Annotated in this window: 15 protein-coding genes and 1 tRNA gene; 6 read left to right on the top strand and 10 right to left on the bottom strand. The window is 49.3% G+C overall.

The window, feature by feature from the left end:
• Positions 1 to 209: 209 nt before the first annotated feature.
• Together KMZ15_RS06600 and KMZ15_RS06595 are read right to left on the bottom strand one after the other, a co-directional pair.
• Positions 210 to 953 carry a hypothetical protein gene (locus KMZ15_RS06600; protein WP_223691864.1) on the bottom strand — a complete coding sequence of 248 codons (744 nt, stop codon included), beginning with the start codon at positions 951 to 953 and terminating at the stop codon, positions 210 to 212.
• Positions 954 to 983: 30 nt separating this feature from the next.
• Positions 984 to 1,805, bottom strand: a complete 822-nt coding sequence (locus tag KMZ15_RS06595) for a hypothetical protein (RefSeq protein ID WP_223691862.1) — start codon at positions 1,803 to 1,805, stop codon at positions 984 to 986.
• Positions 1,806 to 2,045: 240 nt separating this feature from the next.
• Here KMZ15_RS06595 and KMZ15_RS06590 point away from each other — a divergent pair, with 240 nt between their 5' ends.
• A complete protein-coding gene (locus tag KMZ15_RS06590; RefSeq protein ID WP_258134743.1) occupies positions 2,046 to 2,498 on the top strand; it encodes a tyrosine-type recombinase/integrase in 453 nt (150 codons plus the stop codon).
• Positions 2,499 to 2,574: 76 nt separating this feature from the next.
• Here the strand turns inward: KMZ15_RS06590 and KMZ15_RS06585 are convergent.
• From KMZ15_RS06585 to KMZ15_RS06550, 8 genes are all read right to left on the bottom strand, one after another.
• Positions 2,575 to 2,650: transfer RNA gene (locus tag KMZ15_RS06585), tRNA-Lys, on the bottom strand.
• 55 nt (positions 2,651 to 2,705) lie between these two features.
• Positions 2,706 to 3,482 (bottom strand): tol-pal system protein YbgF, encoded by a 777-nt coding sequence (gene ybgF / locus KMZ15_RS06580; RefSeq protein WP_223691857.1) that lies wholly within the window; start codon positions 3,480 to 3,482, stop codon positions 2,706 to 2,708.
• Between the two features lie 9 nt (positions 3,483 to 3,491).
• On the bottom strand, positions 3,492 to 4,010 hold the full coding sequence (gene pal, locus KMZ15_RS06575; protein ID WP_223691856.1) for a peptidoglycan-associated lipoprotein Pal: 519 nt from the start codon (positions 4,008 to 4,010) through the stop codon (positions 3,492 to 3,494).
• A 75-nt stretch (positions 4,011 to 4,085) separates the two neighbouring features.
• A complete protein-coding gene (tolB, locus tag KMZ15_RS06570; RefSeq protein WP_223691854.1) occupies positions 4,086 to 5,381 on the bottom strand; it encodes a Tol-Pal system beta propeller repeat protein TolB in 1,296 nt (431 codons plus the stop codon).
• 138 nt (positions 5,382 to 5,519) lie between these two features.
• A complete protein-coding gene (locus tag KMZ15_RS06565) occupies positions 5,520 to 6,374 on the bottom strand; it encodes a cell envelope integrity protein TolA (protein WP_223691852.1) in 855 nt (284 codons plus the stop codon).
• A complete protein-coding gene (gene tolR / locus KMZ15_RS06560) occupies positions 6,371 to 6,811 on the bottom strand; it encodes a protein TolR (RefSeq protein WP_223691850.1) in 441 nt (146 codons plus the stop codon). Before tolR ends, KMZ15_RS06565 begins: the two co-directional genes overlap by 4 nt.
• A gap of 42 nt (positions 6,812 to 6,853) precedes the next feature.
• Positions 6,854 to 7,534, bottom strand: coding sequence for a protein TolQ (tolQ, locus tag KMZ15_RS06555; RefSeq protein ID WP_223691848.1), 681 nt, complete (start codon positions 7,532 to 7,534; stop codon positions 6,854 to 6,856).
• A 50-nt stretch (positions 7,535 to 7,584) separates the two neighbouring features.
• The gene (locus KMZ15_RS06550) at positions 7,585 to 8,331 is read right to left on the bottom strand and encodes an SDR family oxidoreductase (RefSeq protein ID WP_223691846.1); all 747 of its coding nucleotides are present in this window, start codon (positions 8,329 to 8,331) and stop codon (positions 7,585 to 7,587) included.
• Between the two features lie 284 nt (positions 8,332 to 8,615).
• Between KMZ15_RS06550 and glyA the strand changes: the two genes are divergently transcribed.
• The 5 genes from glyA to KMZ15_RS06525 all read left to right on the top strand — a co-directional run bounded on the left by glyA (position 8,616) and on the right by KMZ15_RS06525 (position 14,371).
• Positions 8,616 to 9,863 carry a serine hydroxymethyltransferase gene (glyA, locus tag KMZ15_RS06545; protein WP_223691843.1) on the top strand — a complete coding sequence of 416 codons (1,248 nt, stop codon included), beginning with the start codon at positions 8,616 to 8,618 and terminating at the stop codon, positions 9,861 to 9,863.
• A gap of 6 nt (positions 9,864 to 9,869) precedes the next feature.
• Positions 9,870 to 10,352 carry a transcriptional regulator NrdR gene (gene nrdR, locus KMZ15_RS06540; RefSeq protein WP_223691842.1) on the top strand — a complete coding sequence of 161 codons (483 nt, stop codon included), beginning with the start codon at positions 9,870 to 9,872 and terminating at the stop codon, positions 10,350 to 10,352.
• 107 nt (positions 10,353 to 10,459) lie between these two features.
• A complete protein-coding gene (locus KMZ15_RS06535) occupies positions 10,460 to 11,428 on the top strand; it encodes an NAD-dependent epimerase/dehydratase family protein (RefSeq protein ID WP_223691837.1) in 969 nt (322 codons plus the stop codon).
• An 82-nt stretch (positions 11,429 to 11,510) separates the two neighbouring features.
• On the top strand, positions 11,511 to 12,512 hold the full coding sequence (locus KMZ15_RS06530) for a glycosyltransferase family 4 protein (protein ID WP_223691836.1): 1,002 nt from the start codon (positions 11,511 to 11,513) through the stop codon (positions 12,510 to 12,512).
• The gene (locus tag KMZ15_RS06525; RefSeq protein WP_223691835.1) at positions 12,512 to 14,371 is read left to right on the top strand and encodes a nucleoside-diphosphate sugar epimerase/dehydratase; all 1,860 of its coding nucleotides are present in this window, start codon (positions 12,512 to 12,514) and stop codon (positions 14,369 to 14,371) included. The genes KMZ15_RS06530 and KMZ15_RS06525 overlap by 1 nt, the downstream gene beginning before the upstream one ends.
• The last annotated feature ends 57 nt before the right edge of the window (positions 14,372 to 14,428 follow it).

Genomic DNA, 14,428 nt, shown 5'->3' with positions numbered 1-14,428 from the left:
GCTTAGGATGCTTTTAGCTGCGCAACAGCAAAAAACAAGCTAAATCCATCTTTTCGGTTCAAGCTAAAAAAGCCCTTTGGAGTACCCCTGCAGGTTGAATAGCATTCAAACTTCTCGGGGAACTCATGAAGGGCTTTTTAATTTTTCTCGCGTATTGCGGGCATATAGCTGTGTATGGCTCGGCTTGCTGTTACCCCATCAAAAAATAATTAACTAAATTTTGTTATAAGTTCATGCAATAATCTTTTCGCCCTTAATAACTCCTCTTTATATTTAATTCTTCTTTTTAATTCTATTTGTTCTTGTTTAAGTGCCGCATTGCTATTGCAAAGTGATATATTAATAGAATTTAACTCCCTATTTTTTATAGCAAGCTCCGCTTTTCTTTTGAAAAGCTCTGTATTATTTTCAATAATGCCAGATTCTTTTCTAGTAAATATTGTTTTATTTCTATCAATTTCTTCCGCGCTCTCTTTAAGAAGATCGATTATTTCATTCAGTTTGTATACAGCCAATAACCTATCTTCCTCGGTTTCCGTAGTTGCCAACAACAAATCATTTGCTTCCAATTTTAATTCAAATATATCGCTTGAAATTTTATTTAGAATATTTTGCCCGCCATCCATATCCAAACCATACTTAACTATAATCATTAGACTTCTTTCCAGTAGTATGGTTCTACTCATGAGCCCCCCAATAGGTTGGGGAAATGATCTTTCTACATCAAGCGCAATTTCTTCTAAATGGTCTTTCCCACCGTTCGCAGCTCCCCAAGAATCCATATTAACTTTTTCCAAATCTCTTATAATTTCTTTTATGGATTTTATAGCCCTTTTATTCGTTTCTTGTTTGAGGGGATGTTTTATGGTGGTGATATTGTTATCATGATTATCTCCACCGCATCCAATGAAAGTGGAAATAAATAATAACATTAAAACAGAAATTGGTCGCATCGCTATTTTAAAAGAAAATGGTAAATATTTTTAGGCAAAGCCTCTTGGAATACTTCTGCCGTCATCACTACTGCTATCAATACGAACATAATCTGATTCATTACCATTATTTTCTATAGCACTCCGAAATCCAGCCTCTAAAGAATTTAGGCGATCTCTTAGCTCTTGATTTTCACGCCTAAGTCCTTCCATTTCCTCCATGCCTTGGATAAGCTCTTCATTATTTTGGACAAGTTCGGTGTTATATTGAATAAGCTCTGAGTTATCTCCCATAAGCTCAGCATTTTGCATCATAAGCTCTGTATTATCTTGCGCCTCTGTTATGCCGCGTCGAAGCTCGATAACTACCTTGTGCATCTCACCTAAACACCTTAAATCATCTTCTTTAGTTACTGGCGTTTCTGCTATTGTTTCATTTATATCTCTTTCTAATTCCAAAGCGTCTTCTGACATTTTGTCTAGCTTTTCTTTCTTAGCCTGTATATCTTTGATGGACACTACCGACGATTCTTGATCAACGACATCTATCAAGCGCCCCATTAGTAATAAGGTTCTACTTGCGAAACCTCCTACGGGCCTTATTAACAGCCTCTCCAAATCACGGGCAATCTCGCCTAGGGGTCTTATCGTTGCTTTCTCTAAGCTACGCGCAACCTCGCCCAGAGGTCTTATTGTCAATTTCTCTAATTCACGTGCGATCTCGCCTAAGGGCCTTATCGTCACCTTCTCTACGCCACGTGCAACTTCACCTAAGGGCCTTATCGTCACTTTCTCAACGCCACGTGCAACTTCTCCTAGAGGTCTTATCGTCGCTTTCTCTACTTCACGAAGAACGCTTTCCACTGCACCCATCACTGTCTCCTTAAACTAAAAGACTAGAAAAACAAATCCAAAATCTGAGTTTTTAACGAATGGCTATTAGCTAATTACCATTAATTATTTATAACGCTAAAAAATAAAATATAAACAACATAAGATAATTACTTTCCTTTCCAAGATGGTCATAAATTTATGCTAGGTGATAGGGCTAGCAAAATCAAGGAATTTGAGCCTAGACAAGTCGGCCTTCGGCCTCATGAAATAAGGGCAGATGTGCTCAAACTGGCACGGACTGATATTTGCGATGGAGCGATTAGGTTACAACAAAACAAAACGAATAAGCGGCTGCGTATTGCAATTGAAGGCCAATTGGCTCAATTGATTGGTCGGCTGCTGACTAAGAGAACGGCAAAGCCGGGCAAAGTACGGTCACTGGCACTGATATGCAACGAAAAGGGGGAAGCATTGACTGCTCTAGCGTTGCGCTCTCGGTTTGACAAAGCACGTGAAAAAGCTGCGCAAGCTGCACGAGAACGAGGGCAGCATGATTTAGTTTCTACTATTGAGGCTTTCCAATTCCGCGATTTACGAGCCAAAGCAGGGACAGATAAAGAGGAAAAAGAGGGTATGGCGGCGGCTAAAGATCAACTCGGACATGCCGACGAAAAGATGACTCAACGGTATGTTCGGCACCGCAGAAGTAAGTTGGTTACTCCGACCAAATAATTAGGAATTGCGGAACAACCCCCAAATTGCGGAACAAAATAGATAAGGCTTACATTGCTGTAAGCCTTATGGTACTTGGTAGGCCGTGCGGGGTTCGAACCTGCGACCAACGGATTAAAAGTCCGCTGCTCTACCAGCTGAGCTAACGACCCAAAGAAGGACGTGATTATATTGATGAATGCTAAAGTCTGTCAATCAAAATTTAATTTAATGTATTTGCGCTAGTTTGGTTTGCGCATTCTTAGCGGCCTCGCTCCTGCCGTATTGTGCGATCACTTGCCTTAGAGTTTTGCGCGATATGTTTTTTTGTCCCTGTTCGAGTTGATTTTGTGCAATTGAAAATAAAGCATCGGGCGCCCGCGGATGGGTTGGATACTCTTTCACTACGCTTTGCAGCATCTCAGTTGAGCGTTTGTAATCACGGAGTGCATAAAAGGTATTGCCGAGCCAGTAGCGGGCAGTAGGTTGATAGGCGCTTTTTGGATATTTCCAGATGAACCCTTTGAAGGCGTTGGCAGCACGAGCGAAGTCACCTTTTTGGAATTGCGCCAACGCTGCTTTGAAGGCGTCCGCCTCGCTGAGTTGCACGGTGCCTGGCATGCTATTGGCAGTTTGTCGCTGTTGCTGCGGCTCAAGTTTTTTTAAACGCCCGTCGAGATCAGTGTAAAAGTCTTTGTTGGATCTTTGTATATCAATCAACTGGTTGGCTAGCGTTTCGTTCTGGCCGCGCAGAGCGGCGACTTCTTGTTGCAGCTGTTCGAGTTGGTTTGCTTGGTTGAAGAGGGTACGTTGTGCGGCAGCTAACTGGTCAGTCAGGTTATCTGCGCGCGTACGTAAATCGAGCACAGCCCGGCGCGCTTCGTCGTCGTCAAATAGACCAGCCTGGGCGGGTGCGACTGCGCTTAGGAGTAACGTACTCACTCCTATAGTAATGAGTACGCTGCGTAGCCTAGTGCAATTAAAGTAAGAAGATAGGCGGGTCATGATTGACATTTAGGGTTGGTAGACGAGATCTGCGCGACGATTTTGTGCCCAGGAGCTTTCATTATGTTCAGTGGCTTGGGGTTTTTCTTTGCCTAGGCTGACGGCTTCCATTTGAGTCTCTGCCACGCCCATCAAAGATAAGGTACGACGTACGGCTTCTGCGCGTTTTTGGCCAAGGGCAAGGTTATATTCGCTGGTGCCGCGTTCGTCGGTATTGCCTTGGATCAAAATACATTGCTGTGGGTGGCTTTTAAGATAGTGTGCCTGTTGCTGCAGGAATGATTGGTATTCGCCATTCACGATGTAGCTATTAAATTCAAAATAAACACTACGCTTTGTAAGCGGGTTGTTTGGATCATTAAGCGGATCAACCGCAGTCAGCGTAGTGTCCGCCGGATTTGCTGGTGTGCCAAGTGCGTTGGCGCTATTCTCACTCCCCGTATTGGGGGCGAGCTTTATGCCTGATTGGCAGGCAGCGAGTGTACCGATGAGAAGGGTGGCAAAAACTAAGCGAAACTTTGACGTCATTTTTTCAACTCCTGAAGGTCTAGCAAAAAATATTTCGTGCTATGTTTTAGTTGGCCTGGATGGGTGTAGTGTCCTTTATTCCGTAAAAGGTCCCCAAGAGGGCTCGCGTATATTTCCATCTTTAATCGACAGGATTTGACGTGTACGGCCATCGGTAGAGACTGCGGCGAGTACGCCACGCTGCTCTACGCGAGTTGCATATAGAATATATTTACCGTTAGCCGAGAAGCTAGGGGATTCATCGAAGTCGGTGTCGGTTAGCGCAATCGCCTCACCCGTGCTGATTTCTTGTACATGAAGCTTGAGGGCACCGTTTACGCGCGAAATATACGCGAGTAGCTTGCCATCTGGACTCAGGCGCGGGCTGGTGTTTTCACTACCTTTGAAAGTAATGCGCTGGGCAGCGCCGGCAGTGGCTTCGCCTTGAACTGACATTCTGTAGATTTGCGGCGCGCCGCCGCGATCACTGGTGAAATAAATAGAGTGTCCGTCGGGAGAAAAGCGTGGCTCGGTATCAATACTGCTGCTGTTTGAGAGGCGCCGTAAACCGGTGCCATTGGCGTTGATACTATAAATTTGTGTGTTGCCAGTTAGTGAAAGGGCAACGGCAAGCTGATTGCCATCGGGGGACCAGGCGGGCGCGCTATTACTTCCTTTTTGATTTGAAACCGCGGTACGTTGCTCTGAGAGCAAATCCTGTACATAGATAACGGGTTTTTTGTGCTCAAATGAGACATAAGCCACTTTAGTGCCATTGGGCGACCAAGCAGGCGAAATGATGGGCTCGGAGCTGGTCAGAACGGTACGTGCGTTTTGCCCGTCGGAGTCGGCGCGTTGTAGTTGATACTGGCCGCCAGTGTGTGCCACATAGGAGAGGTGGGTTGCAAAAATACCGCGCTCGCCAAGTAATTTCTGATAAATATAGTCGGCGATTTTGTGGGCGCTCAGGCGTAGCTCACTGGCTGGACTGATGAGCGCAAGCCCGCTGAGATCCTGCTGTTTGACTGTATCGTAGAGTCGAAAGCGCACTTCATAATGACCATTTGCCAAATGAGCGACGCTGCCAGTCACCAGGGCATCCGCCCCTTTTGCTCGCCAGCTGCCTAAGTCAACTATGTTGGTTTCGGCAATCGGCGCCAGGCCTGCATGGATGTTTGAAAACCGACCGCTGCGCGCTAAATCGGCGCGAATAATTTCGCTAACTTGCTGAGACGCTGCGCTTTCATCGCGAAAAGCTGCGACGGCAATAGGTAAAAAGTTTGAGCCGACGCCAGTAATATCAATCTTAAGTTGCGCGTGGGCGGTAGCGGTCGTGACAAGCAAGCAGCCTGCTATCACTGCTCTGAGAATACGCTGGATGATTGAGTTCATAATGAATTTAGGTTTGTATTTCGTCTCAACTACAGGTCTATGGTAACAGGTAGCAAAATAGCATGGCAGTTAGCTTTGCGAAAGCGTTGCATGTTTGCATATAGGGCTCTGAGTTCGGTTAGAGGGACAAAACTTAGCTTAATCATTCAGGCGATACGTAAAAGTAAAATTAGACGGTGCTTTGCCATTGCTGTCGCGTGGCATAGGGTCTGATTTTTGGACTGCGCGCAAGACCGCATCGTCCCATGCGGGGTTACCGCTTGCATGTATGATTTGTGCGTTTAGGATCGACCCATCGGGGGCGCATTGAACGGCTACCACCGCTTGTGGGTTGCCATCGGTTGCGTCTGCGTTGAAGGCCATATTCGATTTAACATGCCGTCGTACTTTATCGACATAGCCAGGCGAGCTGTGGCCGCCACTGCCGGCGTCTTTACCGGCACTGGTTAGCCCATCGGTAGACGGGCTGTGGCCCGCAATGCCTTGGAGTGCTGACAGGCGTGCTTGGCGTTGTTGCTTGGCTAATTCTTGAGCCTGTTGCTGAGCACGTAGCATTTTTTGTTGTTCGGCTAGCTGCTGCTTACGTTCTGCTTCTCGGGCTTTTTTTTCTTGAGCGGCCTGTTGTTGGCGTTCTTTTATCTTTTGGGCTTCTTGTTGTTGCTGAAGCTGGGTTAATTGCTGCTGCTGCGTTTCTAGCTTACGTTTGGCTTGTTGGAGGGCGATCTCGGCTTGCTCAGATTGGCTGGGAGAGGGGCTAGGCAGAGCCGACTCCGCTTTATCTGCAACTTCGGGGGGCGGCGCAGCGTCAGGCGTTGTTTCTGGCATTGAACTCCATAGCTCAGCCTCGACGCCCGCGGGCGGGTTACTTTGCCAACTGATGCCGTAGAATAAAAGGGCAAATAATAAAGCGTGCGTCAGCACTGCAAACACCAGGGCGCGCCGGGTGCCGCGCTCGCGCGGTGGGTGAAATGGAGATAGAGTGTCGTGTTTCATTTGGAAGCTTGAACGTATAAGCCGACGCGTTTGATACCCCGAGTTTTTAGATCGGACATGACGGTCATCACGGTCTGATATTGGGTATTTTTATCGGCTGCAATCACCACGGGTTGTTCGGGCACTAAGTGCTGCTGTTTTTGTAGGAAGGTATCCAACTCAGTCTTGGACAGAGTGTCTTCGCGCATCTTACCGCCACTTTTATAGCGTACGGATAGTTCTCCGTTAGCGCGGATATTGACGATAATAGGTGGCGCATGGGGTGCGGGTGTAGCGTTGTTAACGCTTGGCAAATGGATGATTGAAGGGGCGACAAGTGGTGCTGTCACCATAAAGATGACAAGCAATACGAGCATCACATCAATATAAGGCACGACATTAATCTCAGCCATGGCGCGGCGGCTACGCCTCGTAGATCGGATAGAAGTGGCGGGCATTGGGACGTTCTCTTAAAAACAAGGGTATTTGCAAACCTAAGGCTAGGCGTGAGTGTGTCGTTGCAAAATATTTGAAAATTCTTCAATAAAAGTTTCAAAGCGCATCGATAGCCGGTCTATATCATGCGCGTAGCGATTGTAGGCAACGACTGCTGGAATGGCCGCAAATAAACCAATCGCAGTAGCGACCAGTGCTTCGGCAATGCCGGGCGCAACGTTGGCGAGGCTGGCCTGCTGGACGTTGGCTAAGCCGCGAAATGAATTCATAATGCCCCACACCGTGCCAAGCAGGCCGATATACGGACTGACAGAACCTACTGAAGCTAAAAAAGAGAGATTGGCTTCAAGCGCATCCATTTCGCGCTGAAAAGCCGCCCGCATTGCACGCCGGGCATTGTCTAGAATGGCGCTGGCGTCAGTCATATTTTTTTCTTTTGCTTTTAAGAATTCGCGCATGCCGGTTTCAAAAATCCGGGCCAGCGCGCCGGTGCTATGACGGTGCTCAACGGTACTATGATAGAGCGCCTGCAAATCCCCTCCGGCCCAAAAATTATGTTCAAAACGCTCGGTTTGCGCGCGCGCGTTGCGTAAAGCAAACCATTTTCTGAAAATAAATGTCCATGACGTTAACGATAGCGCGAGCAGTAATGCCATAACGGCTTGCGCCAATACGCTAGCATGCAGAACGAGAGAAAAGATTGATAAATCTTGGGTGGCAGACATAATATAAAGCGCAAAGAGCAGGTGAGGTAAGCGTACGAATTGGGGGAGGGCTATTCCCGGTGCACCGTTAAGGCGCTAAATGATTGCGTAACGGGCATCAGTTCGATGGTGTTAACGTTAACATGCGCGGGACGGTTGGCGATCCAATAGATTGTTTCGGCAATATCTTCTGCCGTTAACGGCTGTGCATTTTGATAGAGCGCGGTGGCTTTTTCATCATCGCCCCTAAAACGCACATTTGAAAACTCGGTACCGCCGCATAAGCCGGGTTGAATATCTGTCACGCGTAATGCGGTGCCGGCTAGGTCAGCGCGTAAATTGAGGCTGAAGTGCCGCACAAAAGCTTTGCTGGCGCCGTAGATATTACTGCCTGGATAGGCGTAATTGGCGGCAATTGAACTCACATTAATGATATGGCCTCGGTTACGTTCAACCATCCCAGGCAAAAAGGCATGGGTCATTCGTACCAGGCCATTGATATTCGTGTCTATGACGGTCTGCCAGTCATTCAGGTCAGCCTGTTGCGCCGGCGCCAAGCCGAGCGCTAGGCCGGCATTGTTGACGAGGACATCGACCTCGGCAAAGGCCGGGGGCAGTGAGCTAGGTAGGGCGGCGATGGCGTCATGGTCACGTACATCAAGCGTGATCGGCAGTAAGTGCTCGCCAACTTCATCGGCTAGCGCTTGTAAGCGGTCAGCCCGGCGGGCGGTTGCTATGATGCGATGGCCTGCACGCGCAAAGGTTTTCGCAATGGCCTGACCAAAGCCGGCGGAAGCGCCAGTAATGAGTACGATCATCTTATTGTGCACCTTATTGTATGATTGAGGTTTTCTCCGCTTGCTATGCAGATTGCTCTCTAGATGGGTAGAGCAAAGGCGGGGAGTGCTTTATATAGCGAGCATAGTATAGCGTTGAGTTTGCTTAGGGCAGGTTTTTGCTACTAAAGGAAAAGCCCTGCATAATTAAAGACTATCAAAAATTTTGTGTAAGATGATCAATTAATCCTCTCAAAACGTTTGCCCGCTTGTACTTCAAAGCGGTTTTTTCGATCCAGTTATCTTGACTCATTAAAGACATTTCCATGTTTGACAAAACGAAGTACACCATTGCAAGTATCGATCCTGAATTATGGCAGGCAATCCAACAAGAAGACCAGCGGCAAGAGGCGCATATTGAGCTGATTGCATCGGAAAACTATACCAGCCCGGCGGTGATGGCAGCGCAAGGGTCGCAATTGACGAATAAATATGCGGAAGGTTATCCGGGCAAGCGTTATTACGGCGGCTGTGAATATGTCGATAAGGTTGAGCAACTGGCGCTTGATCGGGTCAAAATGCTATTTGGCGCTGAGGCGGCAAATGTGCAACCTAATTCTGGCTCGCAGGCCAATCAGGGGGTGTTTTTTGCCATGTTAAAGCCGGGCGACACCATTATGGGGATGAGTTTGGCGCATGGTGGACACTTAACGCATGGTTCGCCTGTCAATATGTCGGGTAAATGGTTCAATGTGGTGAGTTATGGGTTAAATGATGCTGAAGATATCGACTATGAAGCAGCGGCCCAACTGGCTAAAAAACATTCTCCAAAATTAATCATTGCCGGCGCCTCAGCATTTTCATTGCAGATTGATTTTGCCCGGCTGGCGAGTATCGCGAAGTCGGTCGGCGCTTATTTTATGGTGGACATGGCTCATTACGCCGGCTTGATTGCCGCAGGTCTTTACCCCAATCCAGTGCCGCATGCCGATTTTGTGACGACGACTACGCATAAGAGCTTGCGTGGTCCGCGCGGTGGTGTCATCTTGATGAAAGCCGAACACGAGAAAGCCATTAATTCGGCCATTTTTCCGGGCATTCAAGGTGGCCCGTTGATGCATGTGATTGGTGCTAAAGCGGTCGCGTTTCAGGAAGCACTGTTGCCAGAATTCAAGCAATATCAGCAGCAAGTGCTAGACAATGCACGCGTGCTGGCGGAAACCCTCGTGAAACGAGGCTTGCGGATTGTTTCGGGGCGTACTGAAAGTCACGTGATGCTGGTTGACCTGCGTGCTAAGCACATTACGGGTAAGGTGGCCGAAGCTGCATTAGGTGAGGCGCATATCACGGTGAATAAAAATGCGATTCCTAATGACCCTGAAAAGCCCTTTGTGACAAGTGGTATCCGCCTAGGTTCTCCGGCCATGACAACGCGTGGTTTCAAAACTGCCGAAGCTGAGCAAGTGGGTCATTTGGTGGCCGATGTGTTGGATGCGCCTCATGATAGTGCCACGCTTGAACGGGTGCGGAGCCAGGTCGCCGCGTTGACCAAGCGCTTTCCAGTTTATCTTTAAGCCGCTATGCGCTGTCCTTTCTGCCAGCATGAAGATACCCAAGTGGCTGATTCCCGTGTGGCGGAGGATGGCGCTGTCATTCGTCGCCGCCGGCGCTGTCCTGAGTGCGATAAACGCTTTACAACTTATGAGCGAGTCGAGCTCACGTTGCCCACGGTGGTTAAAAAAGAGGGTAGCCGGGTCGAATTTGATCGCCATAAGGTGGCTGCGAGTATGCAACTGGCGCTGCGTAAACGCCCGGTCAGCGCAGAGGCGGTAGACGATGCCATTGCACGGATCGAATATCAATTGTTGAGTACAGGAGAGCGAGAAATCTATAGCGATAAGCTGGGTGAACTGGTCATGAATGAACTGCGCCAGCTCGATAAAATAGCCTATGTGCGTTTTGCATCAGTGTATCGGAGCTTTGAAGATATTGCTGAGTTTCAACAGGTTATTACAGAAATTAAGCAATTGCCAACAACTGAGACGCTGCCCCGCAAGCGTTGACTTATATGCCTCTAAGTGTTGATTTATATGTCTCTATTACATGAGGCGTTTTAACATAATTTGGGCTTATACTCCATAATTTCCCCGCCTTAATGCGCAATTAATAAATGAATGTTCTTGTCACTGGCGCTAACGGTTTTATTGGTCGTGCGGTGTGCCGCAGGCTTACAACTGAAGGGCATTCAGTCAGTATGCTGGTGCGGCGCGCCAGTATTGGCGGTAGCGTTTTGCCGGAGCTGGTGCATGAGGCAGCGGATTTTGCCGGTATAGAAAATACTTTGGCTGGCGCTGCACCGCCGCAGGTAGTGATTCACCTGGCCGCTCGCGTACATTTATTGCGCGATTCATCGTCAGCGCCGCTAGAGGCATTTCGTGCAACTAACGTTATCGGCACATTGCGGGTTGCACACGCTGCGGTGCGTGCTGGGGCTCGACGCTTTATTTTTGTGAGCAGTGTCAAAGCACTGGGTGAGGCGGAACCTGGCAGGCCATGGCGTGAAGAAGATACGCCCGCGCCAACGGATCCTTATGGCATTTCAAAATACGAAGCTGAAACGGCATTGATTGTACTGGGTCGTGAGACGGGGATGGAAATCGTGATTGTGCGCCCACCGCTGGTCTATGGTCCGGGTGTACGCGCTAATTTTCTGCAGCTTATGCGTGCGATTCACCGTGGTTTTCCACTACCGTTAGGTAAGGCGCAAGCCCAGCGCAGTTTTATCTATGTAGAAAACCTGGCCGATGTTATTGCTCAGTGTGTCACACACCCAGCCGCGGCCGACCGGGTTTTTCATGTCAGCGATGGCGTTGACTTGTCCACCGCACAACTGGCGGCGGCGCTTGGCCGTGCACTGGGCACGCCTGCTCGGTTATGGTGCGTGCCGTTGCCCTGGCTTGCTTGGCTTGGCCGTTTGACGGGCCGCACGATGCAGATCAATCGCTTGCTTCAGCCATTACGACTTGATATCACGCAAGTGCGTACGGCCTTAAATTGGTCGCCGCCGTATGCCATTGAGGCAGGATTGTTGCGCACCGCAACTTGGCATCAAGAGTCTGCGGAGACCGTAGTAAAATGAATCAGAGTTGGCGCCGACAAAAATAAAAAGAGTGAACGGATGCCTAGCCAATTTTGCGTGATTTTATATGACCTTATCTAATATGCTCGACGTATCCTCGATTTGGTTTCAATTGCCGGGTTTGGCGTTAGTTGCGGCGGCGACGGTTGCGGTCATTTTGCGGTGTTTGCTGGCGCTGGACAAGAGCCGGCAGTTTGCTCCTGATGTGCCGAATCATCGTTCATTGCATACCCAGATTACGCCCCGTATTGGCGGGTGGGCGATGGTGCCTACTATCGTGATAGGCATGATATTTTGGACGCGGACCTTGTGGCCAATAGCCTTTGCTGCATTATTTCTGGCTTTCGTGTCGCAATTTGATGACCGGCGTGGTCTTTCTGCGCGTGTGCGATTTGCGGCCCATGGACTGGCAGTGCTGACGGTGATGCTAGGATTTTCTCTATCGCTGGCGGGTTGGCAGTTTGTATTGATCTCGTTTTTACTACTATGGCTGATCAATTTGTACAACTTTATGGACGGTGCTGATGGCCTAGCAGGCGGCATGGCGCTCTTTGGGTTTGGTGCGTATGCCATGGCCGCCGCAGCAGCTGCTCCTGATTTGGCGGGCGCTGCTGCCTTAGTTGCGGGCGCCGCCGTCGGTTTTTTGGTGTTTAATTGGTCGCCGGCACGTGTATTTTTAGGAGATGCAGGATCTGTGCCATTGGGTTTTTTAGCTGGCGCGCTAGGTTTTTTAGGTTGGCTGCGTGAAGTTTGGCCGTTTTGGTTTCCAGCGCTCGTGTTTTCGCCATTTATTGCGGATGCGTCGGTGACATTATGTAAGCGTTTGTTGCGTGGCGAGAAATTTTGGCAAGCGCATCGCACACATTATTATCAGCGGATGATCCAAATGAATGGCAACCATCTGGCTCCAGTCCGAGTTGCGTGTGGCTTAATGGCGGCTAGTGCGGGCTTAGCGCTGATTGGCTTGCACGTGTCAGTAGACATGCAGTGGACAGGGCTTGCCGTGTGGGCGCTGATATTAATTTTATTGGGGGCGCGCATCGATTATCGCTGGCTTCAATATATTCGGGAAGGAACTCGCTGATGTTTCGACTTAAGACCACTTGGCTTGCTTTGATTGTCTTCTTCTTTGATCTGAGTGCGGTTGTCGTCGCTTGGCTAGCAGCTTATCTGATTCGCTTTAATGGCGAAGTACCGCCAGATTTTAAAGAAAGTGCGCTGTGGGCATTGGTCTGGTCGCTGCCTATTCATGGCTTGGCTTTTCGTATATTTGGCTTATACCGTGGTATCTGGGTTTTTGCGAGCTTGCCGGATTTACTGCGCATCGTGCGCGCGGTTGGCGCCAGTACCCTGGCTGTGATGATCGGCGCGGCGATGCTGCAGCCAAACCCGATCATACCGCGCTCGGTGTTTATCGTGGCCCCCGTTTTTCTGTTTCTGATTATGGGCGGGGCACGGGCGCTCTATCGTACGACAAGGGAGTTTTATCGTTATGGTGGCCTGATTGCCCAGGGTAAACCGGTGCTTCTGTTGGGCGCGGGGAACGCAGGTGCGAGCCTAGTGCGTGAGTTAACGCGTTCAAGCGAGTGGCGGCTAGTTGGCTTGCTCGATGATGACCCGGCTAAGCGCGGTCGTGAGATTCAGGGTTATAAAATCCTTGGGCCGATTAGTGAGTTGCAGCGCTGGACAGCTGAACTTAAGGCCGAGCACGTGATTATTGCGATGCCATCGGCGCCGCTTGAGATCCACCGGCAGGTTGCTACTCTGTGCGTGCGGGCGGGGGTCCGTGCGCTGGTGTTGCCAGCCTTGACGCCGCTGACGCAAGGGCAAGCTTTTTTGTCGCGGATCCGGCAGATTAATCTAGAGGATCTGTTGGGCAGAGAGCCGATTACAATTGATACTGCCCATGTTGAAATGCTGCTCAAAGATCGAGTCGTGATGGTGAGCGGTGCGGGTGGCTCGATTGGTTCCGAGCTATGCCGGCAAATCTTGCGTTTTGCCCCCGCGCAATTGATTGCGTTTGAGTTCTCCGAATATGCGATGTATACGTTGACCGAGGAGTTGCGCGACAAGTTTCCTGGGCTATCCGTGGTGCCAATCGTTGGCGACGCAAAAGACTCCTTATTGCTTGATCAGGTCATGCAGCGCTATGCCCCGTATATTGTTTTTCATGCAGCGGCGTATAAACATGTACCCCTCATGGAAGAATTAAATGCCTGGCAAGCAGTACGCAATAATGTGCTGGGTACCTATCGGGTTGGGCGGGCAGCGATTCGTTGGGGCATCAAGCATTTTGTGCTGATTTCAACTGATAAAGCGGTCAATCCGACGAATGTCATGGGCGCGAGTAAGCGTTTGGCTGAAATGGCGTGTCAGGCATTACAACAGACTACTCAGTTTACGCAGTTTGAGACGGTGCGTTTTGGCAATGTACTGGGCAGCGCTGGCAGTGTTGTGCAAAAATTTGAAAAGCAAATTGCTACAGGCGGCCCCGTTACCGTTACGCATCCAGAAATTACGCGCTTTTTTATGACGATTCCCGAAGCGTCGCAATTGGTATTGCAAGCGTCAAGCATGGGGCAGGGCGGCGAGATTTTTATTCTCGATATGGGGCAACCGGTACGGATTGTTGATTTGGCGCGTGACCTAATTCGGCTTTATGGGTTTGCCGATGAGCAAGTTAAACTCATATACACGGGCTTGCGTCCTGGTGAAAAATTATATGAAGAACTGCTCGCATGTGATGAGACAACCCTGCCAACGCCTCATATAAAACTACGTATCGCGCGTGCCCGGGAGGTCCCTAGCGCGTTACTTGATGAAGTGTTGCCGTGGCTGATGCAGCGCCGGATTTTAACTGACGCTGAAGTGCGGCGCGATTTGCGGCGTTGGGTCCCAGAATATTCGCCGCAAGTAGGGCCTACACTGGCCAAACGTGCCTGAACCTAGTGCATATATTCCGGTTGTAAACGAATAATTCCGTATAAATCAACTTATTAC

This window comes from Mycoavidus sp. HKI (assembly GCF_020023735.2).
Lineage (GTDB): Bacteria > Pseudomonadota > Gammaproteobacteria > Burkholderiales > Burkholderiaceae > Mycoavidus.
This window is presented reverse-complemented; position numbering and strand designations above follow the sequence as displayed.

Excerpts from the sequence above, each read along its gene's own strand:
- KMZ15_RS06600 (WP_223691864.1), bottom strand. The coding sequence starts at position 953 with ATGCGACCAATTTCTGTTTTAATGTTATTATTTATTTCCACTTTCATT.
- tolR (WP_223691850.1), bottom strand. The coding sequence starts at position 6,811 with ATGCCCGCCACTTCTATCCGATCTACGAGGCGTAGCCGCCGCGCCATG.
- KMZ15_RS06595 (WP_223691862.1), bottom strand. The coding sequence starts at position 1,805 with ATGGGTGCAGTGGAAAGCGTTCTTCGTGAAGTAGAGAAAGCGACGATA.
- KMZ15_RS06525 (WP_223691835.1), top strand. The coding sequence starts at position 12,512 with ATGTTTCGACTTAAGACCACTTGGCTTGCTTTGATTGTCTTCTTCTTT.
- tolB (WP_223691854.1), bottom strand. The coding sequence starts at position 5,381 with ATGAACTCAATCATCCAGCGTATTCTCAGAGCAGTGATAGCAGGCTGC.
- tolQ (WP_223691848.1), bottom strand. The coding sequence starts at position 7,534 with ATGTCTGCCACCCAAGATTTATCAATCTTTTCTCTCGTTCTGCATGCT.
- KMZ15_RS06550 (WP_223691846.1), bottom strand. The coding sequence starts at position 8,331 with ATGATCGTACTCATTACTGGCGCTTCCGCCGGCTTTGGTCAGGCCATT.
- KMZ15_RS06565 (WP_223691852.1), bottom strand. The coding sequence starts at position 6,374 with ATGAAACACGACACTCTATCTCCATTTCACCCACCGCGCGAGCGCGGC.
- nrdR (WP_223691842.1), top strand. The coding sequence starts at position 9,870 with ATGCGCTGTCCTTTCTGCCAGCATGAAGATACCCAAGTGGCTGATTCC.
- KMZ15_RS06535 (WP_223691837.1), top strand. The coding sequence starts at position 10,460 with ATGAATGTTCTTGTCACTGGCGCTAACGGTTTTATTGGTCGTGCGGTG.
- glyA (WP_223691843.1), top strand. The coding sequence starts at position 8,616 with ATGTTTGACAAAACGAAGTACACCATTGCAAGTATCGATCCTGAATTA.
- pal (WP_223691856.1), bottom strand. The coding sequence starts at position 4,010 with ATGACGTCAAAGTTTCGCTTAGTTTTTGCCACCCTTCTCATCGGTACA.
- ybgF (WP_223691857.1), bottom strand. The coding sequence starts at position 3,482 with ATGACCCGCCTATCTTCTTACTTTAATTGCACTAGGCTACGCAGCGTA.
- KMZ15_RS06530 (WP_223691836.1), top strand. The coding sequence starts at position 11,511 with ATGCTCGACGTATCCTCGATTTGGTTTCAATTGCCGGGTTTGGCGTTA.